The organism is Saccharopolyspora phatthalungensis (assembly GCF_014203395.1).
Classification (GTDB): domain Bacteria; phylum Actinomycetota; class Actinomycetes; order Mycobacteriales; family Pseudonocardiaceae; genus Saccharopolyspora; species Saccharopolyspora phatthalungensis.
Map to the genome: position 1 here is coordinate 1 of NZ_JACHIW010000005.1, position 25,811 is coordinate 25,811.

The window sequence follows — 25,811 nt, forward strand, 5'->3', positions numbered from 1 at the left end:
GTGAACGGCCTTGTCTCGCTTGTTGTCGACATAGGGCTGACCGGTCAAGTCCTCGATCGTGCACCGCAACGCCCGTGCGGCAGCGGCAACGGTGGAATGACTGGCCTCTCGCTCCCCGCGCTCCACTTTGGTCAGCATGGAAGGGGAAATCCCTATCCGCGCGGCGAACGCATGTTGGGTGAGACCTTTCGCCTTGCGTCGGAGAGCCATGTTCGAGCCGATGTGCTCGGGACCGGTGGCGGTCATGGTGAACGTCCTCTCGCCCGGGGTGCCGTGTGCCTGGCCTGCCCGAGACCTCCGGGGGCCTAGTCCGGGGGCCGGTTCCTCCGGGCAGGAGGCGTGATCCAAGGGTAACGCTGATCTTTGTGTCAATTCTGTGTCAGTTCGCGCCTTTGCCCGGCTGCACACTCTGAGTGCGTGAGTGATCACGCAGAGCCGCAATGGTGTGGCTGGCGAGCCGCCGCCGGAAGACTCCGCTGCTTTCTTCCCGTAGGCCCGTCCAGCCCGTCCCCCAGGAACACCGGCGCGGCCTGGCGGGGGATCGGCACGGCATCGGGTACACGAGCGCCGGTCCCCCGCCACCCAGACACAACCAGGGGTGATCAGTGATGCCGCGTCGAACTTACGACCCTGACGGAGCCACCGTGTGGCGATGCAGCGAACCCGCGTGTCTGCACACCGACCCGGTTTACAACGAAGTCCGTGAACACGAACGATGGACCCACTACGGTGCTGAATGGCAGGACGCCTACTCGCAGGCGTCCGCCGCAATGACCAGCAGCCAGGTTCCATGCAGCAACCTGTGGCCCACGATTAGCGGGGCGATCCCGTCGTGACCGGCTACCGGAAGCTCGTCAGCCGCAACGGAATTGAGCACTACGTTCTCTATGGGGAGCTCGAGTCCCTGTGCGGAGTACTGCTCGGCGTCCTCGCGCCTGCTGACCCGCGCAGACGGAGCCCCACCCCATGCACTGGGTGCCCCGGCGAGTTGCAGCGCCTTCAAGGACCAGAGGGGCAGCGATGACGATGGCTTGTCTCCCTGTCCGCGCTCTTGAGGCGACGATCGCTCCGCAGCAGTCCCGGACGCCGGTTGCGTGGTTCACCTCCGACGACATCGGCACTGCACCCGCTGACATCTGGGTCGACCACCACCGGACCGCCCACGAACGCGCCCAGGCCCGGCGTGGGAGGACGTTGTGCGACGTTCGGGTGATCGGCGGTAATGCACCGACGCATGCTCAGGTCAGCGTGGTCGGTTGCCGGAACTGTGCCGCCCGCCGAGCTGCCCCGACACAGCTCACGGCGGTCGTCTAGACCCCGGTGCGGGTGCCGCAGTTCCGCCCCCCGACCGGCACCCGCACCGGACACCAGCCCCCCAAAGGGAACAGGTCACGATGCACTGACTGGCAACACGAATTCGGAGGGATAAGTCCATATGGGTGCGAAGATTTCGAGTGAGTCGCCGATCAACTTAGGGAACCTGATTTTCTGGGTGGGGGTGTTGATGCTGGTCGCATGGCTGCACGGAGGTTGGTATTTCGGCGGTATGGAGGAACACAACGTGCCTGAGTGTGTCCAGCCGCTGTGATGTACCTGCCGGGCGACCGTTTCTGACAGGGGGTGCCATGACGCTGGAAGGCTTTGCTCGGGCGCACAAATCGAACGTTGGGTACCTTGACGTGGCTGCCAATTCGCACGGTGCGGAAAAGGGACTTCTGTTGCGTCGTGCCCTTTGTCGGGTTCAGAACGCGGAGCCGAAGGCGGTGGAAGTTGGCCCTGGTGGCGGGGCAGCGGTGTCCTACCTCGCGTCCCACCTTGGCGCTGACGACATCGGAACTCTTCATCTCACTTTGGTGGAAGCTCCTGGCGTGGTGTCGCAGTCACTTTCACTGGCTGTCGAGCAGTTCAACCAGGCGGGCGGGACCTGCGTTCTCCGGCATGGTCTAGCGCAAGACATCGGCAGCATTCTTTCCGGGCCAGCCGACGTCATCAGCGCCTCTGCTCTGCTGCATGAGGTGTACTCGTACGGCGGGGGATACAGTGGGTTGCACGCTATGATGCGAACGCTGCCCACTGTCTTGCGGCCATACGGCTTTTTTGTTTACCGCGACGTGTACGCGGTGGCGTCCCCTTCGTTGCATGAGCGGGCTATCCAGTCGTACGACGCTTTGGCGTGGTTGCAGTTCATGCGGATGTTCGTCCCGCAGTATCTGCGGGAGGGAACGCACCCGTACCACCACGCATCGGATGACATCCTTGCCCGTCAAAACTCGCGGATCGTCCCCGTTGGGGAACTTGACGTGAACACCTGCGTGTTTGTCGTCGCCCCCATTGGACTGTTCCGGGAGATTCAGCGGCACTACATCACGTTCCGGGATCACGTGTGGCGTTCCGGCGTGCTGGGGTTCACACCGATCTTGGATGGGCAGCTTGCGCACGACTGGGTTGATTTCAAACGCGGTCACAAGCGGGCGCACTACACGCTGACCGAGGCGGATTGGCTCCCGAGATCACAGAAAGCCTCGCTGCTGGCGATGAGTGAGGCGTACGGAGATCACTACACCATCGATAGTGACATCCTGGACGAAGTGACCGATGTTGCCTTGACCACGTTCCTCGCCGCTGCCGAGAACGGCGACACGGCGTGTGCGGAAGTGTGGATGTCTTGGCTGGCGAGAGAAGGCCGCGAGACCTACGCCTACCTGACCACTGACGAACTGCTGACAGCGTTCGCGGTCAATTCGGCCGACTCGGATAGTGAGACGGTCCTGATGCCTGTTCAGGACGGTGATATTTTCCGGGCGGAGAGGAATTACTACAACAGGTTCCTGACCAAGCGGCTGGCGAACCCGTTGACCGACGCTAAGCAACTGGTGCTGTTCCAGAACATTCCCCTGTCCGACGAGACCGCGCTTCGACGAGCGTTGGATTCAGTGCAAGACCACTGCGGCAAGTCCAACCTGGCACGGGCGTACACAGCGATCAACTCAAGGAGATAATCCCGGTCATGAGTCCCATTGAGGTCGAGCGGAAACGCGAGCTACCCGACAGCGGCGAGGCGCTACGGTCCCGCCTGGCGGAGCTGGGATATCGGCAACACGGCACGTTCACGGAGATCGACACCTACTACAGCCCCCGGCATGTCGATTACCTGGAAACCGTGGAGTGCTTACGGGTTCGGCAGCGGGACGGCTTCGCCGAGATCACCTACAAGCCCGCTTCGGACGAGAGCACGCACAGCACGACCGACGTGATCGCCAAGGTGGAGACCAACGTTCTCCTCGCTGGTGCCGAACAGGCAGAAGCCGCCAACCGCCTGATGACGTGCACCGGTATGGTCACGCTCGCCAGAGTCGAGAAGGCCCGGACGCTGTACCGGCATCCCAAGCACGATGACGTTGCCGTCGCCATCGACACGATCGGCTCTCTCGGTGCGTTCGTCGAAACCGAGATCACCGCAGTGGACGAGTCCGGGGTTGGTCTGCTGGAAGAGATCGAGCGAGAGCTAGACCTCTCGGGGTATCCGGTCGTGACCCTGCCGTACCGGGATCTCGTGCGGGCGGCAACCATCCGCACGTGATCGCTGGCCCGATCCGACGACGAACGGCCCCGGGCTGACGTCTCAGTCCGGGACCGTTCTGGCTGGTACGCGCTGGGGGTAGGTGTCGCCGACCGCGTTCCGCGGTGGCCTATAACGCCTGATCACAGCACCGTAGCGACTTGACCGCCCCGCGTTGACACGGCGCAGTATCTCATCACCGCTACTGTGCCGACCATTCACCGAATGGAATACCGGCAAGCTCTTCCGGGAGCAGATCAAGCCGTTTAACTCCTCTACGACCCGAACGGAACCACTTACCGCACCACCGCAGAGGCGTGGGAATACCAAGACGAGTCATACAGCATCGAACCGCCTGACGACCTGGTCCGGATCATCACCTACCGGCGGGTGATGTTGAAGTATCAGCACCACCCCGAATCCAAGGCCAATGGCCCGGACGGACACCCCTGCACCCGTCACACAGCCGGATTGCTGCGCATGTCCGGGTTGGGGGGAAAGGTGATCACTCTCTACGCCCTAACCCACTTCGCGCGAAATCGCTACGCGCCCTCGGTGGCCCGGCCAACGTTCCTGGACCCGGTATTAGCGCTGGGCGGTGGTGAGGTCGAGGTTTTCCTCGACCCAGGTTCGGAGATTGTTGAGCGGGACGGCGGCGCTGCGGCCGAGTTGGGTGAGCTCGTACTCGACGTGGAGGGGCACGGCAGGGTAGATGGTTCGATCGACCAGCCCGACGTCTTCGAGACGGCGCAGTGTTTGGGTGAGCACCTTGGGGCTGATCCCCTGTAGACGGCGTTGCAGCGCACCGAATCGGTGTGGTCCCTCCTCCAGCGCGCCGATCGCGAGCGCCGACCACTTGTTCGCGAGCAGATCCAGCATCGCCCGGCAGGGGCACTGGGCCTCGTAGACGTCGTGGTGATCGTGCTGGCCGGTGTCACATCGAGTGCTCATGGCTGGTTCCTCCCACGCTCGTACTTCCCTTTGGATAGTACTAGCCCTTGATGGTAACTAGGGCCCTGGGGTTAGCGTGCGGTCGAGGCCGCGAACAGCGGCCGACTGAAATCCATGAACCTCAAGGAGATCTCTTGTCCACGTCAGTGATGCGTGCGGTGGTGCAGCGTGCTTTCGGCGGTCCGGAGGTGCTGCGGGTCGAGGAGGTCCCCCGGCCCGAACCACTGCCGACCGAGGTATTGGTGCGGGTGCACGCGGCGGGGATCAACCCGGTTGATTGGAAGACCCGGCAAGGCGGCGGTATGGCCGGCGTGCTCGGCGAACCGCCGTTCGTTCTGGGCTGGGACGTCTCGGGAGTCGTCGAGGAAGTCGGTTTCGGGGTGACCACGCTGGCACCCGGCGACGAGGTCTACGGAATGCCCTGGTTTCCCCGCCAGGCCGGTGGGTACGCCGAGTTCGTCACGGCTCCGGCCCGCCAGTTCGCGCGAAAGCCGGTCGCGTTGAGCCATGAACAGGCGGCAGCCGTGCCCCTGGCGGCCCTCACCGCCTGGCAGATCGTGGCGGACACCGCCCAGGTGCGGGCCGGGCAGCGCGTATTGGTGCACGCCGCAGCCGGTGGAGTCGGGCATTTCGCCGTCCAAATCGCCCGGCATCTGGGAGCGCAGGTGGTCGGCACCGCCCGCGAAAGCCGCCATGAGTGGCTTACGCGACTCGGAGCGGTGCACGTTGACTACACGAAGGAACGCTTCGAGGACACGGTTTCCGGCATCGACGTCGTGATCGACCTGCTGGGAGACGGGCACGACGCCACCAGCACCCGTTCCCTGCGGGTCCTCAAGGACGGCGGGCTGCTCGTCGCCGTCCCCGGCGGCGTATCACCCGAGCTGCGGGCGGCCGCCGCTGCTCGGGGGGTGCGCACCAGTCCCTTCCTCGTCGAGCCGGACGGGACCGCGCTGGCCGAGATCGCCCGCCTCATCGACGAGGGAGCGGTCGCGGTCGAGGTCGAGGAGGTCTTCCCCCTGGAGGAGGTCGCCCAGGCCCACAGGCGAGGAGAGGACAACCACACCCGCGGCAAACTGGTCCTGCGCCTGGATTCCTGACCGATTTCGTTTTCCCGGTGGTGCCTACCGCACGGCGCCGAGTAACGGGGGCGCAATGTCGCCGAGCCGGTGCGCGACCCACCGACGGGCGGTGTCTACCAGCGGCGCCCGTTGGGGCCCGGGGTTGGCTCGCGCCATGTGGTGCCAGACCCCGAGTACGGCAACGGCGAAGTCGGTGCGCGTCTCATCGCTTGCCGCGGACCACGCGGGCAGGGCGTCGGCGGCCCAGCATTCGGCTGCGGCTGCGGTGTGCCCGGCGTCGATTAGCCGTAGCACCAGCAATGCGGCGTCGACCCACGGCGCGGCGCGGCGCGACCATGCCCAGTCGACAACCCGCGCTCGGTCGCACACCAGCACGTTGAGAGGGTGCAGATCGGTGTGGGCAAGGGCGTCGCCCTCGATCGCCTCGAACGCGCGGCGTTCCCGGTCGATGAAGTCCCCGAGCCGATCACGCAGCCACTGGTCGGGCTCGGCGTCCTGGTCGTGCGCCAGGCGACGCCACGCGGCCAGCCGCGCCCACTGCTCGGCGAGCTGCGGCGCGTCGACCGGCGACGGCGTCAACGAGGCGCCGATCGTACGAAGTGCGTCGGCGATCAGCGGCAGGTCCGGGGAATCCGGGGCGAGATCGGCATGCCGCCCGGGTACGTGGTCGAACCCGAGCAGCAACCATCCGTCGACCTCGGTCTGCCACAGCAGCCGCGGCGCCACTTCCGACGGAAGGTACGGGTTCACCCGCGCCTCGTGCCGGTACATCCGGGCGCGCGAGGTGTCGAGTCGGACGCCCTTGCAGAACAGGACGTGTCCGCCACCGGCGTGCAGGGTGGCGGACACGTCCGAGTTCCGCCCGGCGTCCGGGAACACCGCCCGCGTCACCGTGCCACACTTGTTCTCGATCGCGGCACGCACGGCGGCGGGCAGTTCGTCCCAGTCACGTCGGGTCATCGGTGCTCACTTCTTCGGCGGCGGGTCGTCGTAGCAGCCGTTGTGGCACTGGCTGCACAGCATCGCGCCCTCGCTGAACCATAGCTCGCGGTCGACGATGTACCCGGCCTGTTCGATCGCCGCGACCGTGCGGTGTCGGACCCCGATGGGGTCGCCCTTGGGCGCCGTGTCGGCGACGTCTTCGGGCACGCCCAGGATTCGCCGCAGCATTCCCCGATTCCGGGCCAGCGCGTCTCGGTCCCGGGCCGGTAGGTACGATTCGCGGTCGGCCGGGAGACCGGACTCGACAAGCGGCAGGATCCGGGTTTTTTCGTTCGCGAGCGCGTCGGAGAGGTCGCCGTGCAGCTGGACTGTGCGCGGCTCGCGTTCGCGGAGCCGGTGTCGGCCGCCGCTGGTCTCCGCTTTCACCCGTGCGATCAGGTAGTCGACTGTCAACGCGCCTTGACCGCTTCCTGCGTGCCGGGCCGGGGCGTAGTAGAACGTCGCCCACACTGCGAGCGCGCCGAAGATGAACAGGCCGGTAGAGGCGAGCGCGGCCGTCACGGGTCGGGCCGTTTCGAGTCGACCACGCGCGGCGGCACGTAGGTCTGACACCGGTCCCTGAGCATGTCGACCAGCTCGGACAACAGTCGTTCGGTGTCCAGGTAAGCGTCATCGGTTGCCCGTCCCATGAGGACGGCCTTGGCCAGGCCGTTCAACGCGACGGCCGCGCTCGTCAACAGAGTGGCGAGTGTGACTGCCCGGTCGGCTTCCGTCGCGCTCATCTCGCACTCGCGGCGGGTGGCGTCGGGGTCTTAGCAAGTTCGTGAGCCTTGTCGTCGCAGGTCCGGCACGTCTCCCAAAACCACGCCAGATCGGTGTTTTCCGCTGCCAACTGGTGACCGCACAGGGTGGCCACCACGAAACCGGTCGGGTAGCCCCTGAAAGGTTTGGCGTCGGTGCTGGCATGCCGCAGACCATCGGCAGGCACCCAGCTGAAGAAGTGGGGTCTGTACATCACAAGACATACCTCCCAATACGCTGCGGCCCCAGGTTGGCGCCATCGAGGTGGTGACAAGGTGCCAATACCGTGGCACCTGTGGCACGAAGAGGGCAATGCATCGAAAGGGCGATAGATCGACGAGCCTCCGCCTCTCCTATGATGTGGTGCATGTCTGGCACCAACGGATCACCGAAGGCACGCGCGCTCGGCGCACGACTTCGCGATGCCCGTAAGGCTGCGGGTTTCACCGTCCGTGGGTTGGCTGAACAGCTCGGAATTTCGCACAGCGCCATCTCTCGTTGGGAAACCGGTGCAAGGTCGCCTCAACCGGAGGACGTTGCATCGATCCTTGCCGCCACCGGCGTCAATGGCGCGGAGCGTTCCGAATTGCTCGATCTGGCACGCGGGGCCGGCGACCCGCATTGGCTCTCGGTGCAGAGTGGTGACAGGGATCGGCAGATGGCCGCACTACTGGAGTTCGAGCGCAGCGCTCAACGCATCACCGACGTGGCACCGCTGCTCATTCCTGGCTTGCTGCAGACCGCCGAATATGCCCGCGCCATCATGGTGGCCGCCGAGGTGCCCACCCACGAGATCGAGACTCGCGTACTCGTCAGGGTGGGGAGGCGCGAGGTGCTGACTCGGCGGGAACCGGCGAACCTACTGGCGCTCGTCGGAGAAGCGGCCATTCGGCAGGAGATCGGCGGTCGAGATGTGGTGCTCGACCAGATGCACCACCTGTTGAACTACGCCCAGATGCCCACTGTCGACCTCCGAATAGTCTCATCAACAGCGGGATGGAGCCCAGCGCTCGAAGGTCCGTTCGTCCTGATCGACTTCGACGACGAACGACCGATCGTGCATGTCGAGAACCGACGTGCCGGGCTGTTCTTCCATGAACCGGACGACATCGAGGCGTACCGAAACGCCGTCGATAGGGTGAAAAGCGTGGCGATGAGCCCGGCCGACACAACCAAGCTCATCGCCGATGTCATCACTGAACTGGAGACGACAACATGACGATACCCCGCATGCCTTACGGATGGCGGAAGTCCAGCTATAGCAGCTCTCAAACCAACTGCGTCGAGATCGGCCGCGCCAGTGACGGGGCGGCTGTCCGCGACACGAAGGACCGGTCCGCCGGGTACTTCACTACGACCGCCGCGCAGTGGTCGGCGTTCATCGACGCCGTGAAGTCCGGCCGGTTCTGACCGTGCACAGCGAAGCGCCCCCGGCATCCCAACCACGTGCCGGGGGCGCTTCTGTTGCCGGCGATTTCCATTGAAATCGCCGCGATCACGTGCCGACGATCTCGTCCGGTCCCGGAATGTCTTCCGGCAGCAGCACACACAGGTCCTCCAGCGTCGGCGAAGCCGTGAGCCGTAGGCGTTTGGCGACCACGCGCGCGGCGCCCGGAATCTCGCCTGGGTCGATGCGCTCGGGGATTTCGGTCGACGGCATCCATTCGACGCGTGCCGTTTCGTTGATGTCAGCCGGCTTACCGGTGTCCTCGGCGCCGTCGGCGAGGAACAGCAGGTTCTCGAAGTCCGCGCTTCCGGTGACGGGCTGGAAAGTGCCGAACGGCCGGATGGACAGCGGGCGCCAGCCGGTCTCTTCCTCGACCTCACGGGCCGCGGTCAGTGCCGTTTCTTCGTTCGGGTCGACGTAGCCGCCCGCGAGTTCCCACACTCACTGATCGAGGATGAAACGGTGCCGGCGGTGTCACCTCCTGATCGTTTCAGATGATGTGGATCATTGGGAACGCGAGAGCCCGGCAGACCTCGGCCGCCGGTAGATGGAAAGGGAGCGAAGGAGTGTGTAAACGGGTAACACTGGCGCGAAAATCAGGCATGAATAGAGTGGAATCTTGACCGCGCTCCAACTCGGATGACTAGGGTCGTCAGTCCGGTTTGGAAACGTACCTGGTTGGGCGCGGATTGTGAAATCTTTATCTGGCCTCCGGATCTCGCAAGGGCGTTGCGACCAGGGGACTTTTCCCCTTCGTTCCCTGGTATCCGCCCACCGGGTACCCTATGTTGACTTTCGAAGGAATCGCCAGGCGATGCCGCAGCGGCACTCACCCCGTGTGCTACCCAGAAACGGAGAGCAGCATGCGCAGCTGGGCGGCGCAGACCGGAGCAGATCGCGAGTCGCTGGACAAGGACTCGCAGCCGGACCTCATCGGCCTCAATCCGCTAACGGCGCTGAAAACCGTGTCGGAGCGCCCGCTCACTGGTGGGAGTGGATTGGCGACGCTGTGGTGAGGTCGCTGCGACCAGGCTATGGATAGCCGCCGAGTCGTTCTCCGCAACGCAAGTGCAGGGCCACGTTCGGGCTGGGTTCGTCCGGAGCTTCAATCGTGGCCGCCGACCGGGTTCGCGATCAGCGCCCACCGATGCGGCGGCCCACCGATGGCGGCTAGGACGAGGAGGCCGCGACCGGATGAGCATAGCGCGATAGTCGCCAATCTCGTGGAAGGAAGGGAAGTGCCATGTCACCCGTATGTTCAATGAGATGGGGGCGGCACTCCTCGGTGAGATGCCATCGCCCAGATAACGAAGTGTAGTCGTTCCGGTTGGTTCTGAGAATCGTCTGAGTGGGTGGTGTGGGTGTCGATTGTGGTGCCGGAGGAGGTGAGGCGGCTTTTTCAGGTGTTGACGGGTGAGGATATGACGGATGCGGATGAGGATGCGTTGTTGGCGGTGGGGGAGGCGTTGGTGTCGGGTGTGGGTGCGGTGGAGGGGCTGAGGGATGGTTTGGCGGAGGCAGTAGCACGGGCACGGGGCGATTTTTCGGGTAAGGCGGCGGATCGGTTTGCGGAGAATGTGGGGGGTTTTGCGGATGTGCTGGAGGTCTCGGGTGGGGTGTTGCGGGGGTTGGGGGTGTTTGTGCGGGATGTGGGGTGGCAGGTGAAGTATTTGAAGTTTGTGACGGTGGGTGGGTTGGTGGTGTTGTTGGGGGAGATTGCGTGGGCGGTGGCGATGGCGGGTGCGACGGGTGGGGCGTCGTTGGCGTGGTTGGCGGCGAGGGTGGCGGTGATGCGGTTTGTGTTGTCGCGGTGGTGGGGTCAGTTGTTTATGCGGTTGGCTATGTGTGCGGGGGTGGGTGTGGGGTTGAACGTGTTGCCGGATGTGGTGGCGCAGGGTGTGTTGGTGTCGGAGGGGAAGGAGGGTTGGTCGTCGTCGTGGACGCGGGATGCGGCGGGTGTGGGGGCGATGTCGGCGGGGGTGGGGTTGCCGTTGTCGGCGTTGGGCAATGTGGTGGGCAAGTCGGTGGCGCGGGTGCTGGTCGCGGGGTTGGGTGATCAGGTGGACAGGCAGTTGTTGGAGGCGGCGGCGCGGCGGGCTGCCGAGGAGCATGCGGAGTTGTATCCGGTGTCGGGGTTGGCGCGGTTTGCGGATGTGGTGGCGGAGGCGGTGGATTCGTACGCGGGGATGTCGGTGCGAGGAATGTGGGCGGCGCGGTTTGGTCGGGGGTTGGGGGAGTCGTTGGAGGAGGGTTTGACGGAGATGGTGGGTGAGTTGGTGTATGGGGTGGCGACTGGTCAGGGTGTGCAGTTCAATCCGTTTTCGTTTACGGCGGGGGTGTCGGAGTCGGTGGCTTCGGGTGCGGGGAGGTTGGCGGGTTTGGTGTTGCGGGGTGAGTTGATTCCGCCGGGCACGTGTTACCGGGACGGGTCGACCAGTGAGGAGACGACTCCGCTGGTGGCGGCTGATTCCCAGCGGGAAATCGTTGATGAGAAGGACTTTTCGGATACCGGTGGTGTGTCTGACGGGGGTTCGGCATTTTCTGGCCCCGTGTCGGGCGGTGGTGTCGGTGGTTTCCGGGCTGGTGTGGTTGGGATGGAGGACGGCAAGAGCGGGGTTGCCGGGGAAAAGGGTGAGGTGCTGGGTGGCGAGAAGGGAGCCGCAGAAGGCAAGAGCGCGGTGCCGGATGGCGAAAGCGGTTGGGCGAAGGGCAAGGAGGCGTTCCCAGGCGCGGGGATGGTCCCGCCGTCCGCAGGTTTCGCGGAGGCGACGCATTCGGGTGTTGCGCCAGTGGATGGCGATCCTGCGGGCCGGCGTTTCGACTTTGGCCGGGCCACGGCCTCGGCCGGTCATGGTCCGCGCACGCCAGACCATTCGGCTGGTGAGGGTGACGGGCCCGTAATTCCTGGGCTCAGCGGTGAATCGTCCCCGTCCGACGGCTCCACTGTGGGCGGTCAAGCTTCCTCTGGTCGGGTACCAGGTGGTTCGGAGAGCCTGGGCAGGGACGTCGCAGGAGTATCGGCTGGCTCCGGCATGGCTTCTGCGGATCATCTGGCGCCGGGGACCGCGCCGTCGGATTCCGGGACACCGCCGCAGGGCCAGGGCGTGGCGGGTGGCCGGCATGTCCTGGGCGAGTCCACGGCCGCCGATGGAAAGGTGCACGGCGCTGTTGACACCAATGTGCCGGAGATGGTCGGCGAAGATCCGCTAGACGCGCCGCCACCGGCGTACTCGCCGGCGATACCGGATACCGAGCAGGCCCGGCCCGATACACCGCCACCGGCGTATTCGCCTGCGGCGGCGGATGTTGAGCGGGCTCGTCCCGCCACTGCGACATCGGAGTTGCCGTCCGAGGGTGCGGTTGGACAGATCGGTGGGGGCGCGCCGTCGGTGTTCGGACCGCTCTCCGGTGACAATCACGGCGGCGGCCCTGAATTGTCTGGTGTGGATAGTAGTGATGTGTCAAGGGCGCAAACGGTTGGTCCCGGGGCAGATGCACGGGACTTCGCTGCTGGCCGATCTCATGTTTCTGGTGCATCGCCGGACCCTGTGCCGTCCACGACAGGTCACGTTCCGCACGCCCAGGTGAATCCGGATCGTGTGGGGCCCGAGCTGTCGCGGGGTCAGACGAGCGACTACGACGCGCCTGCCGGTGAGGTTTCCGGTCCGCGGGTGGTAGAGCCGGTGCGTGACTTGTCGGTGAGTGAGCCGCTGGCAGCGTCTTCTGCGGCAGCTGGTGCGGCGGCGGATCACGGTTTGTGGATGAATGATTCCCCCGGGACCGAGGCGGTTTCGGGTGGCCACGTGGGTGCGGATGGTCAACCGCCGGTGAGGCGGGAGGGTGAGGCGAGCGGCCACGACGTGTCTGCTGGTGTGCATGCGGTGACCGCGCGCGGCGATTTGCCTCGGCCCGGTAGTGATGTGGTGGCCATGCCGGATTCGTTGGGGCTGCCCTCGGATGCGGTGCGGGTGCCCGTGGAGATGCTGTCCGGTGGCGGGATTACGGCGTTCGTGCGTGGTCAGGTGGGCGAGGGTCCGGTGATGTTGGTGTCGGGGGATGGTGCGGTGGTTCCGCCGCGACAGGCGTCGGAGGCGGCGCGGGACTTGGGTCGTGATGTCGTTGCGTTCGTGCCGGGGCATGGTCGGCATGGTCCACGGTGGATGCGGTTTGCCGCTGATGGGTCTCGTCCTCGGCCGGTGGTCGGGCCGGGTCGGGTCAAGGCACCGGAGCGGGTTGTCGAGGGCGGTGAGGGGCCAGGCGTGGGTCCGGTTGCTGCCGTTCCAGCGGGGGTGGCGGGCTCGGCTGTGCCTGGGTCGCGCGTGCGGGGGGAGGCTGTGGCGAGTTGGTCGGTGGGGGATTTGCGGCGGGAGATCGAGCGGGCGCGGTCGGTGGCTGGGCCGCGTGAGCCGGCGTTGATGCTGGTGCAGCACACGCATGAGGTGAGGAAGGTGGCGGGTCACCGGCTTGTTTCGGTTGCCGAGGTAGTTGAGTTGGTGGCGGCGCGGCGTTTGGAACAGGGCGTTGTCGAAGCACGGCGGTTTTCGCGGGAATTGGCGGCCTGGCTTGGTACGGAGGGTGATTCGCTGGGCGTCCATGCTGGAGCGGGATCGGATTCGTCGGCGACTGCTGATGACTTGCTGGGTGGTTCGGTGGTGTTTGATCCGTTGCAGTCTGAGTCGGGTCGTGCCTTGCTGGAGTGGGCTGAGGCGGGGGGTGAGGTGGAGTCGTGGTCGGCTGATCCGTTGGGTGTTGGCCAGTCGTCGGATTTTGACGGTGATGACAATCGGGCCGGAGAAACGGGTGGTCGGCTGGCGGCGCAGCCGCCGGTTGGTGACGCGGATGTGCTTGCGCCTGAACGGTTTGGGGCCGATTCGGTGGGGTTGTCCTCGGTTGGGAACGTGGGTGGGTCGGCTACGGTGGGTGACAGTAGTGGGCGTAAGCGGGGGCGGGTTGCTGACTCGGGCGATGAGGACGCCGAGGCCGAGATGCAGTCTCGTCGGCGTGTGCCTCCGGCGGGCGTCGTGGAGCAGGGCCGGGTGGTGGATTTGGAGGACGTGTGGGCGGAGGTGCGTCGTGCTAGTGAGGCGGGTAAGCCGCACACGGGTAAGTCGTTGGGCGAAGTGTTCGGGGGCAGCGCGAGGTGGGGCCAAAAGCGGCTTGCGGAGTTCAGGAAGCGGGAGGGAGGCGAGAGTTGGTCGGTTGTGGAGCAACGGAAGCGAGAGGTGGACTTGGCGGCGGTGTCGGCGGAGGTCCGTCGTGCTCGTGAGGCGGGTGAACCCCACACCGGTGCGACGTTGGCGGCCAAGTTCGGAAAGAGCGCGTCGTGGGCTAAGGAACGGCTTGCGGAGTTCAGAAAGCAAGAAGGGAGCGGGCCGGCGGCTAGGGGCGGGAGCAAGCCGGCGGTGGACTTGGCGGTCGTGTGGGCGGAGGTGCGTCGTGCCGATGAGGCGGATGAGCCCCACACCGGTGCGACGTTGGCGGCCAAGTTCGGAAAGAGCGCGTCGTGGGCTAGGGAGCGGCTTGCGGAGTTCAGGAAGCGGGAAGGGAGTCCTGCGCGGCCGGGTAGGGCGGGGAGGAAGCCGACGGTGGATTCGGAGGCGGTGCGGGCGGAGGTGCGTCGAGCTGATGAGGCGGGTGAGCCCCACACCGGTGCGACGTTGGCAGATGCGTTCGGAATGAGTGAGGCGTGGGCTTATGAGCGGCTTGCGGATTTCAGGAAGCAAGAAGGTGCGCCGCCGGGTAGGGCCGGGAGGAAGCCGACGGTGGATTTGGAGGCGGTGTGGGCAGCGTTGCGTCGAGCTGAAGCCGCGGGTGAGCCCCATACCGCTGCGACGTTGGCGACGGCGTTCGGAAAGGGCAAGTCGTGGGCCAAGGAGCGGCTTGCGGAGTTCAGGGCGAGGGAAGGGGATACGGCGCAGGCCGCTAGTGCGAGGACGAAGCAGGGGGCGGATTCGGAGGACGTCTGGGCAGAGGTGCGTCGTGCGGAGGCGTCGGGGACGCCCCACAACGGTGCGACGCTGGCCAAGGCGTTCGGAAAGAGCAAGTCGTGGGGTTATGAGCGGCTTGCGGAGTTCAAGCGCAGGGATGGTAATACGACCGAGGCGCAACCGGTTGTGACGGAGCGGGATGTGGATCTGGCGGCGGTGTGGGCGGAGGTGCGTCGGGCCGATGAGGCGGGCGAGCCCCACACGGGTCGGTCGTTGGCGGGGGCGTTCGGGATGGACGTGCGGTGGGGAGCGGATCGGGTTGCGGAGTTCAGGGCAAGGGAGGGCGGTGTCGCCTGGTCGGAGGTGGCGAAGCGGCGGCAGCAGGCGGGTTTGGAGGCGGTGTGGGCGGAGGTGCGTCGTGCGCGCGACGCGGGTAAGCCCCACACCGGCGAGACGCTGGGGAGAGTATTCGGAAAAAGCAAGTCGTGGGGCAAAGAGCGGCTTTTGGATTTGAAGAGAATGGAGAAGGGCAAGAACCGGGCGCAGGATGCGGATTTGGCGGCGGCGTCGGAGGAGGTGCGTCGCGCCGACGAGGCGGGCGAGCCCCACACCGGCCAGTCGTTGGAGGAGACGTTGGGCGAGAGCACGTCGTGGGGCATTGACGAGTCGTTTGACTTTGGGTGGGGTGCGTTTCCGGACGGTCAAACGGGTGGGGCGCCGGGGGAGGGTGTGTCGGTAGCCGACGCGGATTGGTTTTCGGCGGAGTGGTTTGCGGCTGATGTGGATGCCTTGTCTTCGGTTTGGGATGTGGGTGGCGCGGCGTCATCGGGTGAAAGTAACGGGCACCAGCGGGGCCCTGTTGAAGTTTTGGGTGATGCCGAGCCTGCGCGGCCGGCGGACCAGCAGGTGGCCCGGGCGGATGTGGCGCAGCAGAGGCGGGACGTGGACTTGGCGGCGGTGTGGGCCGAGGTGCGTCGTGCTGATGAGGCGGGTGAGCCCCACACGGGTTCGACGTTGGGGACCAAGTTCGGAAAGAGCGAGAGTTGGGGCAGAAAGCGGCTTGCGGAGTTCAGGGCGCCTGACGGGATCGGCAGTCGGGCGGACGTGGCGAAGCGAAAGCAAGAGGCGGAGTTGGAGCAGGTGTGGGCGGAGCTGCGGCGTGCTCGTGATGCGGGCGAGTCACACACCGGCAAGTCGTTGGCGTCGAAGTTCGGCCACAGCACGTCGTGGGGCAGTAAGTGGATTGCGGAGTTCCGGAAGAGGGAGCGGGCTAACGGGCAGGCGGATCCGGCGGGGGAAAACCCTGAGGTGCCCTCGGGGGACGTAGGAGCCGAGGTGCCTCCCGCTGGCGAGGATCCCTACAACGGTGCGGCGTCGACGGATGCCTCCGGAGAGGCCACGTCGCAGGGGCTTGCGGAGTTCGGGATCGGAGAAGGTGGTACGGCCGACGCGCAGGTGGCTGCCGGGCAGCGGGATGCGGAATTGCCGGAGGCGTGGGCGAAGCCGGGTGCCGAAGCCGCGAATGAGCCCCACCTGGACCTGGGGGACGTGTTCGAGACGAGCATGTCGTGGGGTCAAGCGCCGCTGCCGGATTTCGGGAGCAGCGTGGGTGAAGGTTCGGCCTTGGCGGCGTTGGGGCCTGGGGGAGGCCCGTCGGCGGCGGGGTTGGATGCGGTTGATCAGTGGGGTGTGGATTTTGATTTGTTCTTGGCAGATGCGGCCGTGGCCGGGTCGAGTGTTCCGGAGGACACTGCGGAGGTGCCGCGGGGTTCGCGTGATGTTGCGGCGGAGATTGTGCGAGGGACGCATGATGTGGTGCGGCTGGCGCGTGAGGGTTCTTTGGATGAGGTTGTGGAGCAGGTTGCGGAGAAGATTGGTGAGTCCGGCCGTGATGAGGGGTTGCGGTTTTCCCGGGAGTTAGCGGCCACGATGGGTACAGCAGGGACGGGGTTCGTGATTCGCGCTGGAGCGGGGCCAGATTCACCGTCCGGTGCGGATGATTCCCAGGCGGGCGTTGCTGATTCGCAGGCGGCGCCCGATGAGTCGGCATTCGGCTTGGCGGCGTTTGACCTGTTGGAGTCCGGGCCCGGAGTGGCGTTGCTGGAGTGGGCTCAGACGGCGGACACGATGGGGTCGTGGTCGGTTGACCCGTTGGGCGCCGGGCATTCCTGGGGCTTTGAGTGGGATGGGGTTGAGGGTGGTCAAAGAGGCGGTGTTCCGGCGGAAGATGCTTCGCTCCCGGGCGCGGATGTGGTTGTGGCGGAGGGACCCTCAGGTGATCCGGGTGGGTTGCCAGCTGTAGCGGACACGGGTGGGTCGGCGTTGGTGGGTGAAAGCAGTGGACGCAAGCGGGGTCGCGTGGAATCGAATGTTGAGGATGCTGAGGATGCTGAGGATGCGGGGCCCGTGCATCGGGCGAATGTGGCGAAGCGAAAGCGGGCGGTGGATTTGGAGCCCGTGTGGGAGGAGGTGCGTCGTGCGAAGGAGGCGGGAAAGCCGCACACAGGTGTGACGTTAGGGGAGGCGTTCAGAAAGAGCGCCTGGTGGGGTCAATCACGGCTTAGGGAGTTCAGGGAGATCGAGGGGGAGCCAAGTGCGGAGTCGGCCCAGCAACTGCGGGAGGCGGTGTGGGCGGAGGTGCGTCGTGCCGATCACGCGGGTGAGCCGCACACGGGTAGGTCGTTGGGGGAAGTGTTCGGAAAGAGCGTGCGGTGGGGTAATGCGCGGCTTGCGGAGTACAGGGCGCGGGAGGGGGGCGCGAGTCATGCGGATGTGGCGAAGCAGAAGCGGGAGGTGGAGTCGGAGGAGGTGTGGGCGGAGGTGCGTCGCGCCGACGAAGCAGGTGAGCCCCATACGGGTGTGACGTTGGCGAATGCGTTCGGAAAGAGTAGTGCGTGGGGTTTTGCGCGGCTTAGGGAGTTCAGGGAGAGCGAGGCGAATACAGCTACGGAGTTGGCGCAGCGACTGCGGGAGGAAGGCTTGGAGGCAGTGTGGGCGGAGGTGCGTCGCGCGGAAGACAAGGGTGTATCTCACACGGGTAAGTCGTTGGGGGAGGCGTTCGGAAGGGGCACGTCGTGGGGTAGGGAGCGGCTTGCGGAGTTCAGGAGGCGGGAGGGCGGTACGACCGAGGCGCCGTTGGCTGCTGGAGAACGCGATATGGACTTGGAGGCAGTGTGGGCGGAGCTGCGTCGTGCTCGTGATGCGGGCGAGCCCCACAGCGGTTCGACGCTGGCGAAGGCGTTTGGAAAAGGCAAGTCGTGGGGTTATGCACGGCTAGCGGAGTTCAGGGAACGGGAGGGAGGTGTGCGTCAGGCGGAGTTGGCTCAGCGGGTGTGGGATGCGGAGTCGGAGCCAGTTTGGGCGGAGGTGCGGCGTGCTCGCGAGGCGGGTGAGCCCCACACCGCTGAGACGTTGGGGGAGGCGTTCGGAAAGGGCACGTCGTGGGGTAAGGAGCGGCTCGCGGAGTTCAGCAGGCAGGAGGGCGGTACGACCGACGCTGGCGAACGGGATGTGGAGTTGGCTCTGGTGCGGGCTGAGCTGCGTCGTGCTGACGAAGCGGGTGAACCCCACACGGGCCGATCGCTGGCGACGAAATTCGAGATGAGCATGCGGTGGGGTGCGGAGCGGGTTGCGGAGTTCAGGGCAGGGGAGGGCGTTTTGTCCTGGTCGGAGTTGGCGAGGCGAGGGCAGGAGGCGGATTTGGAGGATGTGCTGGCGGAGGTGCGTCGTGCTCGCGATGCGGGCGAGCCCCACACCGAGCAGTCGTTGGGGGCGGCGTTCGGAAAGAGTAGGACTTGGGGCAGGGAACGGCTTCGGAATTTCGGGAGGCGGGAGAGGGATTCGGCCCGGGCGCGGGATGCGGAGTTGGAGGCGGTGTGGGCGGAGGTGCGTCGTGCTCGTGATGTCGGTGGGCCCCACTCCGGTCCGTCGTTGGCGAAAGCGTTCGGCAAAAGTACGGCGTGGGGTTATGCACGGCTAGCGGAGTTCAGGAGGCGGGAGGGCGGTAAAGACCGGGTGCGGGATGCGAAGTTGGAGTCGATTTGGGCGGAGTTGCGTCGTGCTCGTGATGTGGGTGAGCCCTACACCGGTCAGTCGTTGGGCAAGAAGTACGGGAAGAGCACGTCGTGGGGTGCGGAGCGGATTGCGGAGTTCAGGAGGAGCGACGGTGATGGTTCAGCCCTGGCAGCGTCGCGGTCTGGGGAGGCTGCGCCCGTGGAGGTGCCGCCGGAGGAGACGTCGGATGACGAGGCGTCGGCGGAGGAGGTGCCGGCGGAGGAGGCGTCGGATGAGGAGGTGCCGGCAGGGGAGGTGCCGACAGGGGAGGCGTCGGATGAGGAGGTGCCGGCAGGGGAGGTGTCGCAGGAGGAGACGTCGGCGGCCGGGGTGTCACAGGAAGGTGTGTCGCAGGAGGAGACGTCGGCGGAGAGCTTGGATGCGGTGGCAGTTGAGCGGTCGGCGTTGGTTTCGGAGTTGGTGGGGTTGGTGGGTTCGTTGCGGGAGTTGTTGGTTGCTGCGCCGGAGGGGTATCGGCCTGGGTTGCGTGCGCGGGTGGAGGAGTGGTCGGGGCGGTTGGAGCGGGGTGAGCTGGGTGGCGCGGACGTGGATGGTTTGCGCAGGAGGGTGCGGCAGGCGGCGGCGTTGCTGGAGCGGGTGCGGGCCGAGTGCTCGGGGGCGGTTCCTGGGTTGTCCTCGGCAGGCGCGGGCATGGCCGGGTCGAGTGCGCAGGGGGAGACGTCGGCGTCGGGAGCGTCGTTGGGTTGGCGTGATGTTGCGGTGGGGATTGTGCGGGGGACGCATGATGTGGTGCGGCTGGCGCGCGCGGGCATGGTGAATCGGGTGGTCGATCGGGTTGCGGAGCGGGTTCGTGCGTTCGGTCGTGCTGAGGCGGTGCGGTTTTCCCGGGAGCTGGCGGCCGAGCTGGGCACGGAAGGCACGGGCCTGGCCGTCCGCGCTGGAGTAGGCCCGGATTCACCAGCAGATAAGGAGAATTCGCCGGTAGGACCGCAGGACTCACCGGCCGCTGCCGAATCGGTCGGCGGCCTTGTGCTGTTTGACCCGCTGGAGTCTGAGTCGGGGCGCGCTTTGCTGGAGTGGGCAGGGCCGGCGGATCGGTCGGTACCGGGCGAGGATGTGTTCGCGGATTCGGTTGGTCTGCCGTTTGCTGCGGATCCGGTGTTGTGGGCGATCGATCCGTCAAATGCTGGGCAGTCGCTGGGTTTTGAGTGGGGCGAGATTCAGGGCGGTCGATCGGATGATGGGTGGGCGGCGGACCCATCGTTGTTCGGTGCGGACGTGGTTGCGGCCGAGTGGTTCGGGGATGGCGCGGATGCGTTTCCTTCCGTTGTAGATATGGGTGAGCCGTCTGCGGCGGGTGAAAGCAGCGGACCCAAGCGGAAACGGTTTGACTCGGGTGATGAGGATGTGGAATCCGAGCCGCAGTCTGGTCGGCGTGCGCAGCGGGGGAATGCGGCGAAGCAGCAGCGGGAGGCGGAGTTGGAGAAGGTGCGAGCGGAGCTGCGTCGTGCTCATGACGCGGGTGAGCCGCACACCGGTGTGACGCTGGCAGCCAAGTTCGGGAAGGGCAAGTCATGGGGGTATGCGCAGGTTGCGGAGTTCCGAAACGGGGATGCGACAGGGGCTGATGTGGCGAAGCCCGAACGGGAGGTGGATTTGGCGGCCGTGCGGGCCGAGCTGCGTCGAGCCGATGACGCGGGTGAGCCCTATACCGGTGAGAGTTTGGCGAAGGCATTCGGAAAAGGTACGCCGTGGGCTTATGCGCGGATTAGGGAGTTCCGGGCCAAGGACGGGGGGACGAGCCGGGCGGACTTGGCGAAGCGGCAGCGGGAGGCGGTGTGGGCGGAGGTGCGTCGTGCTGAGGCCGCGGGCGAACCCCACAGCGGTAAGTCGTTGGGGAACGCGTTCGGAAAGAGTGCCTCGTGGGGTGGGCAGCGTCTTGCTGAGTTCAGAGCGGAGGAGAGGGGGTCGAGTCGGACGGATGCGGTGCAGCGGGAGGAGGTGTGGGCGGAGGTGCGTCGTGCTGAAGCCGCGGGTGAGCCCTACACCGGTCAGAGTTTGGCGGAGGCATTCGGAAAAGTTACTTCGTGGGGTTATGCGCGGCTTGTGGAGTTCAGGGAGAGGGAGGGGGGTGTGAGCCGGGCGGAGGTGGCGCAGCGGGAGCGAGATGCTGGTTTGGCATCGGTGTGGGCGGAGGTGCGTCGTGCTCGTGACGCGGGCAAACCCCACAGCGGGAAGACGTTGGGACAGGCGTTCGGGAAGAGCAAGGCGTGGGGTGTGGAGCGGCTCGCGGAGTTCAGAAGGAGCGAGCGGGATGTGAGGCCGGCGGGGTTGGTGCAGCGGGACCGGGATGCGGGTACGGCGAAGGTGTGGGCGGAGGTGCGTCGTGCTCGTGACGCGGGCAAACCCCACAGCGGGAAGACGTTGGGAGAGGCGTTCGGAAAGAGCAGGGCGTGGGCTATCGAGCGGCTCGCGGAGTTCAGAAGGCGGGAGGGTGGTGGTTCGGCTCCGGAGGGGCTGGGGTCTGGGAGTGGTCTGTCGGCGGAAGGTGCATCGGCAGTGGGTATGGATGGGGGCGTGGATGGGGGCGTGGATGGGGGTGTGGATGGGGGTGTGGCTGAGCGGCCGGGCCGGGTTTCCGAGCTGTCCGGGACGGATGCGGCCGTAGCTGAGTCGAGTGCACGGGAGAAGGTTGCGGAATCAGGGGTGTCGACAAGTTCGCGTGATGTTGCGGTCGGGATTGTACGGCGGACGCATGATGTGGCACGGCTGGCGCGGGCGGGCCACTTGGATGAGGTGGTGGAGCGGGTTGCGGCGAAGGTTCGTGAATTCGGCCGCGATGAGGGATTGCGGTTATCCGGTGAGTTGGCGACCGCGCTCGGTACGCAAGGAACTGGGTTGACCATTCGCGCTGGAGCAGGGCCAGAGTTCCCGGCCGGCGTGCAGGATTCCTCGGCGGACGTTGAGTCTGAGCGGCGGTCTGGTCGGCGGATGCCCCCGGCGGACGAGGCACAGGCCCGGGAGGCGGCGCGGGCAGAGCTGCGTCGGGCTCGTGACGACGGTAAGCCCCACACGGGTGCGACATTGGCGGCGAAATTCGGAAAGAGCCTGTCGTGGGGTAGGCAGCGGCTTGCGGAGTTCCGGAGAAGCGAGGAAGGCGTGGGTCGGTCGGATGTGGCGAAGCAGGAGCGGGATGCGCTGATGGCGGAGGTATGGGCGGAGCTTCGTCGCGCTCGTGATGCGGGTGAGCCCCACACAGCCGCGACGTTGGCCACCAAATTCGGAAAGCGCGAAAGATGGGGTTATTCGCGGCTTGCGGAGTTCAAGCGGTGGGAGGATGACGGTTCGGCTTCGGCGGCGTCGCGGTCCGGAGGTGATATGCCGGCGGAGGGGGCGTCGTCGGCAAGTGCGGACGTCGTTGCGACTGAGCGGCTGGGTCTGGTCACAGAGTTGATCGAGTTGGTGGGTTCGTTGCATGGGCTTTTGGCTGCTGCGCCGATCGATTACCGGGCTGGGTTACGTGCGCGAGTTGCGGAGTGGTCGGTCCAGTTGGGGCGGGGTGAGCTGGATGGTGCGGACATCGATGGTCTGCGCCAGCGGGTGGGGCAGGCCGCGGAGTTGGTAAAGCGGGTGCGGACTGAGCGATCAGGGCCGAGTGCGCGAGACATCGCCGTTGAGGGTGCCTCAGGCGCGAGTGGGAATGTTGTTGAGGCAGCACGATCTGGGATGGCTGCCGGGTTGCCCTCGTCAGATGTGACGGTGGCCGGGCCCGGTGCCCAGGGCAAGGCTGCGGAGTTGCTGCAGAATTCGCGTGATGTTGCGGCGAGGATTGTGCGGGGGACGCATGATGTGGTGCGGCTGGCGCGTGATGGTGTCTTGGATGAGGTGGCGGGGCGGGTGGCGGAGCGGGTTGCTCAGTTCGGTCGTGCTGAGGGGTTGCGGTTTTCGCAGGAGTTGGCGGAGACGTTGGGTTCGCGGGGGACGGGGTCGGCTATTCGCGCTGGGGCGGGGTCGGATTCATCGGCGGGTGGGGCGGAGTCGCCGGCGGGTGGGGAGGAGCCGCCGGCGTTTTCTGCCGCGGGGTTGGGTGGTCTTGTGTCGTTGGATCCGTTGGTGTCTGAGTCGGGGTGGGCTTTGCTGGAGTCGGCGGGTGGGGTCGGGTCGTGGTCGGGTAATCCGGTGAGTTCGGGGCTGTCTTGGGGTTTTGGGTGGGGTGAGGTTCGGGGTGGACAGGCGGGTGAGATGCCGTCTCAGGCGGTGGCGGGTGGGGATGTGGTTGCTGCTGGGGGATTTGCGGGTGACGTGGGTGGGTTGGCTTCGGTGGGTGAAAGTAGTGGCCAGAAGCGGGGTCGTGTTGCTGAGCCGGGTGATGAGGCGGCTGAGTCGCAGAGACCGAAGCGGAGCCGGAAGCCGCTAGCGGGGGAGGTATGGGCGGAGCTGCGTCGTGCTGAAGAGTCGGGTGAGCCCCACACCGGCAAGTCATTGGCGGGCAAGTTCGGAAAGAGCAGGTCGTGGGGCAACGACAGACTTACCGAGTTCAGGCTGGTTTCGATGGAGTCGAAAACGGATCTGGAGCGGGTGTGGGCGGAGGTGCGTCGTGCTGATCAGGCGGGTCAGCCCCACACCGGCAAGTCGTTGGGGGCCAAGTTCGGAAAGAGCGTGTCGTGGGGTTCGCACCGGCTTACGGAGTTCAGGACCAGCGAGGGGGAGGTGAGTCAGGCGCAGGTGCACAAGCGCGAGCGGAAGTCGGAGTTGGAGCCGGTGTGGGAGGAGCTGCGTCGTGCTGATCAGGCGGGTCAGCCCCACAGCGGTGCGACGTTGTCGGTCAAATTCCACAAGGGCCTGAGGTGGGGAGAGAAGCGGCTTTCGGAATTCAGGGAGCGGGAGGGGGGTACGGGTCTGGCGGAGGTGGCGAAGCGGGAGCGGGAGGCGGAGTTGGAGCGGGTGTGGGCGGAGCTGCGTCGGGTTCGTGACGCGGGTGAATCCCACACCGGTGAATCGTTGGGGAAGGCGTTCAACAAGAGCGGTTCGTGGGGTTTGAAGCGGCTTTCGGAGTTCCGGCAGCTGGAGGGGGGTACGGGTCGGGCGGAGGCACTGAAGCGGGATCGGGAGCGGGCGTTTGCGGAGCTGCGTCGAGCTGATGGTGCGGGCGAGCCCCACAGCGGTAAATCGTTGGCGGCCAAGTTCGGGAAGAGCAGGTCGTGGGGTGATCAGCGGCTAGGTGGCTGGTGTCGAACGGGGTCTTGAGGTGTTTGATCTGGTCTTAGCGGGGCGGGTGGGTGGGTGTGTGATTGCCGATCGTTTTCGAGTGTGGTCGGTGGGTTTGTGTGTCGCGTGTGCCAGTTATCGGTGGGCAGGACGTTTGGTGTTGGTGATGGGCTGGGTGTTGGTCTGGTCAGGCGGTCGTCACGGCCCATCCGCCTGCTTTGCGGGCGATCCCGAGCACGCCCAGTCGAGCGAGGTTGACCGCGGCGGCCAGCAGCGAGAAATCAGCGGCCACTTTCCGCAGTCCTCGGACACGGGCCCGTCGTCCGCCGTGGCGGTGGCGCATCAGGTGGCCGATCTTGCGTTCGACTTTGGGCCTGGTGGCGCGGTAGTCAGCCTTCCAGGCGGGGTCGGTCCGGCGGGCACGACCGGCGGCCAGTGCGGCCTCGTGGGGGCTGATGGTGATGGTGCGGCCGGTCTTGGCGGTGGTGCACTGTGCGGCCAGCGGGCAGGTGGCGCACGCGACGCCGAAGTTGGCCGCCCCAGCGTGACGCTCACGGGCGCGAATGGGTGCGGTATGCCCGGCCGGGCAGGTCACGGTCTGCTGCTCAAGGTCGATGTCGAAACGGTCCTTGGGAAAATGGCCTTTCACCGCAGCCGGCGGCTGCACCTTGATCCCATTGTGGATCCCATTCTCATCCAGCCTTTCCAGCAATTCCCCCGCCCCATAGGCCGCATCCCCATACACCGCCGCCTGACCCTCATCCCCGGCTTCGGCTTCGGCGGGCAGGATGTCGGATAGGAGGGTCTCGGCGGTCTCGGCGTCGCCGCTGTTGCCGGGGCTGACTTCGGTGGCGGTGACGATCTCACTGTCGGGGTCGATGGCGAGATGTCCTTTGTAGCCGTCGAAACCGCGGGCCTGGGTTTTGTGGCCATGGCGGGTTTCGGGATCGACGGTGGAGATGACCCGGTCCGGGGCGACCCTGCGGGCGATCCGCAACACCCCGTCGCGCTCTTCGGTCAGGTCCTGGCCCAGCACCGTGGCCAGCAGGCGCGCGGCCTCATCCACACCCTTGGTCCACCTCTGGCCTTCCATCAGGGCCAGCATCGCCAACCCGTCCCGCGCGCGGGAATCGATCAACGCCTCCCGGGCGGCCTGGTCGTCCCAGTCGATCAGGGGTTTGCCCGCTCCGGCGTAGTCGTCTCCGGAGGTGAGCACCGCCCGCAACCGGGCGGCCAGTCCGGCCTCAGCGGTGGTCAGCAGACCACGGATCGCCGAGCGGATCAACGTGATGGTGTCCATCGTCGCGACCGCGTCATACAACGGGGTCGAGTCCAGCACCCTTCTGCACCCGATCAGCCCCGCCTGACGCGCGACCTCCAGCACCGCCTCGAAGATCCGGTCCGGCCGAGCCGAGCGGGCCAACCGGGCCCGCATGTCCACCAGCACCGTGTGCACGAACCCCGGATAGTCGAAATCCAGGCCACCGGCCGCGTACTTCCAACGCGTGTCAAAAACGAACCGCTCCACCGCCCCCCGATCCGACAGGCCCTCGATACGCTGCAACACCATCACCACCGCCACGATCATCGGCGGCACCGACCGGCGACCCACATCGGTGAACAGATCCGCGAACATCTCATCCGGGAACAGACTGAAGCACTCCCGATGCAACACCCCATAAATCGAGTCAGCCGCGACCCGCCCCTCACAGAACTCCACCGTCGAGCGCAGCAGATCACCCTGCCGCGGCGCGCGTCCCAACGTCACCCCCGACATCCTGCCAAACGATCACCACGACGGAACACCGACACACCCCGATCCTTAGCAACACAAAACACCAGCCACCTAGCGGAGTTCCGGAGGCAGAAGGGGCAGGCGA

At 66.2% G+C, this 25,811-nt stretch carries 17 protein-coding genes; 8 read left to right on the forward strand and 9 right to left on the reverse strand.

The features are described 5' to 3' along the window. Positions 1-246 (reverse strand): helix-turn-helix domain-containing protein (locus BJ970_RS36760; protein ID WP_184733219.1); only part of this gene is annotated, 246 nt, incomplete at its 3' end. A gap of 502 nt (positions 247-748) precedes the next feature. Further along, a complete protein-coding gene (locus tag BJ970_RS36765; RefSeq protein WP_184733230.1) occupies positions 749-1,003 on the reverse strand; it encodes a hypothetical protein in 255 nt (84 codons plus the stop codon). Between the two features lie 432 nt (positions 1,004-1,435). Here BJ970_RS36765 and BJ970_RS36770 point away from each other — a divergent pair, with 432 nt between their 5' ends. From BJ970_RS36770 to BJ970_RS36780, 3 genes are read left to right on the forward strand one after another with little or no spacing between them, the layout of a single operon-like run. Continuing rightward, entirely contained in the window at positions 1,436-1,588 is a 153-nt protein-coding gene (locus tag BJ970_RS36770; RefSeq protein ID WP_184733231.1) for a hypothetical protein, read from the forward strand. Positions 1,589-1,625: 37 nt separating this feature from the next. Next, positions 1,626-2,999 carry a hypothetical protein gene (locus tag BJ970_RS36775; RefSeq protein ID WP_184733233.1) on the forward strand — a complete coding sequence of 458 codons (1,374 nt, stop codon included), beginning with the start codon at positions 1,626-1,628 and terminating at the stop codon, positions 2,997-2,999. A gap of 8 nt (positions 3,000-3,007) precedes the next feature. After that, the gene (locus BJ970_RS36780; RefSeq protein ID WP_184733235.1) at positions 3,008-3,580 is read left to right on the forward strand and encodes a class IV adenylate cyclase; all 573 of its coding nucleotides are present in this window, start codon (positions 3,008-3,010) and stop codon (positions 3,578-3,580) included. 564 nt (positions 3,581-4,144) lie between these two features. On the opposite strand, the gene BJ970_RS36785 is transcribed toward BJ970_RS36780, so the two are convergent. Next, complete coding sequence (locus tag BJ970_RS36785) at positions 4,145-4,510, reverse strand: winged helix-turn-helix transcriptional regulator (RefSeq protein WP_184733237.1); 366 nt, start codon at positions 4,508-4,510, stop codon at positions 4,145-4,147. A gap of 149 nt (positions 4,511-4,659) precedes the next feature. Between BJ970_RS36785 and BJ970_RS36790 the strand changes: the two genes are divergently transcribed. Next, positions 4,660-5,610 carry an NADP-dependent oxidoreductase gene (locus BJ970_RS36790; RefSeq protein ID WP_184733256.1) on the forward strand — a complete coding sequence of 317 codons (951 nt, stop codon included), beginning with the start codon at positions 4,660-4,662 and terminating at the stop codon, positions 5,608-5,610. A gap of 24 nt (positions 5,611-5,634) precedes the next feature. Here BJ970_RS36790 and BJ970_RS36795 read toward each other — a convergent pair whose 3' ends face one another. Genes BJ970_RS36795 through BJ970_RS36810 form a run of 4 tightly spaced genes read right to left on the reverse strand, consistent with a single transcriptional unit; the run spans position 5,635 to position 7,549 of the window. Further along, positions 5,635-6,552 (reverse strand): phosphotransferase family protein, encoded by a 918-nt coding sequence (locus BJ970_RS36795; protein WP_184733238.1) that lies wholly within the window; start codon positions 6,550-6,552, stop codon positions 5,635-5,637. A gap of 6 nt (positions 6,553-6,558) precedes the next feature. Next, positions 6,559-7,095, reverse strand: coding sequence for a hypothetical protein (locus BJ970_RS38715; protein ID WP_312864657.1), 537 nt, complete (start codon positions 7,093-7,095; stop codon positions 6,559-6,561). Further along, positions 7,092-7,316, reverse strand: coding sequence for a hypothetical protein (locus BJ970_RS36805; protein WP_184733240.1), 225 nt, complete (start codon positions 7,314-7,316; stop codon positions 7,092-7,094). Before BJ970_RS36805 ends, BJ970_RS38715 begins: the two co-directional genes overlap by 4 nt. Then, positions 7,313-7,549 carry an HC3 family zinc finger protein gene (locus BJ970_RS36810; protein ID WP_184733242.1) on the reverse strand — a complete coding sequence of 79 codons (237 nt, stop codon included), beginning with the start codon at positions 7,547-7,549 and terminating at the stop codon, positions 7,313-7,315. Before BJ970_RS36810 ends, BJ970_RS36805 begins: the two co-directional genes overlap by 4 nt. Positions 7,550-7,702: 153 nt before the next feature. Here BJ970_RS36810 and BJ970_RS36815 point away from each other — a divergent pair, with 153 nt between their 5' ends. Further along, the gene (locus BJ970_RS36815; RefSeq protein ID WP_184733259.1) at positions 7,703-8,554 is read left to right on the forward strand and encodes a helix-turn-helix domain-containing protein; all 852 of its coding nucleotides are present in this window, start codon (positions 7,703-7,705) and stop codon (positions 8,552-8,554) included. Next, on the forward strand, positions 8,551-8,745 hold the full coding sequence (locus tag BJ970_RS36820; RefSeq protein WP_184733244.1) for a DUF397 domain-containing protein: 195 nt from the start codon (positions 8,551-8,553) through the stop codon (positions 8,743-8,745). The genes BJ970_RS36815 and BJ970_RS36820 overlap by 4 nt, the downstream gene beginning before the upstream one ends. A gap of 85 nt (positions 8,746-8,830) precedes the next feature. Here BJ970_RS36820 and BJ970_RS36825 read toward each other — a convergent pair whose 3' ends face one another. Then, positions 8,831-9,223 (reverse strand): NUDIX hydrolase, encoded by a 393-nt coding sequence (locus BJ970_RS36825; protein ID WP_312864658.1) that lies wholly within the window; start codon positions 9,221-9,223, stop codon positions 8,831-8,833. Positions 9,224-9,645: 422 nt separating this feature from the next. Between BJ970_RS36825 and BJ970_RS36830 the strand changes: the two genes are divergently transcribed. Together BJ970_RS36830 and BJ970_RS36835 are read left to right on the forward strand one after the other, a co-directional pair. Next, a complete protein-coding gene (locus BJ970_RS36830; RefSeq protein ID WP_184733246.1) occupies positions 9,646-9,798 on the forward strand; it encodes a hypothetical protein in 153 nt (50 codons plus the stop codon). A 345-nt stretch (positions 9,799-10,143) separates the two neighbouring features. Further along, complete coding sequence (locus BJ970_RS36835) at positions 10,144-23,970, forward strand: hypothetical protein (protein ID WP_184733248.1); 13,827 nt, start codon at positions 10,144-10,146, stop codon at positions 23,968-23,970. A 148-nt stretch (positions 23,971-24,118) separates the two neighbouring features. Here BJ970_RS36835 and BJ970_RS36840 read toward each other — a convergent pair whose 3' ends face one another. Continuing rightward, a complete protein-coding gene (locus BJ970_RS36840) occupies positions 24,119-25,699 on the reverse strand; it encodes an IS1182 family transposase (protein WP_446689115.1) in 1,581 nt (526 codons plus the stop codon). Positions 25,700-25,811 lie beyond the last annotated feature (112 nt).

Excerpts from the sequence above, each read along its gene's own strand:
- BJ970_RS36810 (WP_184733242.1), bottom strand. The coding sequence starts at position 7,549 with ATGTACAGACCCCACTTCTTCAGCTGGGTGCCTGCCGATGGTCTGCGG.
- BJ970_RS36830 (WP_184733246.1), top strand. The coding sequence starts at position 9,646 with ATGCGCAGCTGGGCGGCGCAGACCGGAGCAGATCGCGAGTCGCTGGAC.
- BJ970_RS36805 (WP_184733240.1), bottom strand. The coding sequence starts at position 7,316 with ATGAGCGCGACGGAAGCCGACCGGGCAGTCACACTCGCCACTCTGTTG.
- BJ970_RS36770 (WP_184733231.1), top strand. The coding sequence starts at position 1,436 with ATGGGTGCGAAGATTTCGAGTGAGTCGCCGATCAACTTAGGGAACCTG.
- BJ970_RS36785 (WP_184733237.1), bottom strand. The coding sequence starts at position 4,510 with ATGAGCACTCGATGTGACACCGGCCAGCACGATCACCACGACGTCTAC.
- BJ970_RS36790 (WP_184733256.1), top strand. The coding sequence starts at position 4,660 with ATGCGTGCGGTGGTGCAGCGTGCTTTCGGCGGTCCGGAGGTGCTGCGG.
- BJ970_RS36775 (WP_184733233.1), top strand. The coding sequence starts at position 1,626 with ATGACGCTGGAAGGCTTTGCTCGGGCGCACAAATCGAACGTTGGGTAC.
- BJ970_RS36795 (WP_184733238.1), bottom strand. The coding sequence starts at position 6,552 with ATGACCCGACGTGACTGGGACGAACTGCCCGCCGCCGTGCGTGCCGCG.
- BJ970_RS36815 (WP_184733259.1), top strand. The coding sequence starts at position 7,703 with ATGTCTGGCACCAACGGATCACCGAAGGCACGCGCGCTCGGCGCACGA.
- BJ970_RS36820 (WP_184733244.1), top strand. The coding sequence starts at position 8,551 with ATGACGATACCCCGCATGCCTTACGGATGGCGGAAGTCCAGCTATAGC.
- BJ970_RS36780 (WP_184733235.1), top strand. The coding sequence starts at position 3,008 with ATGAGTCCCATTGAGGTCGAGCGGAAACGCGAGCTACCCGACAGCGGC.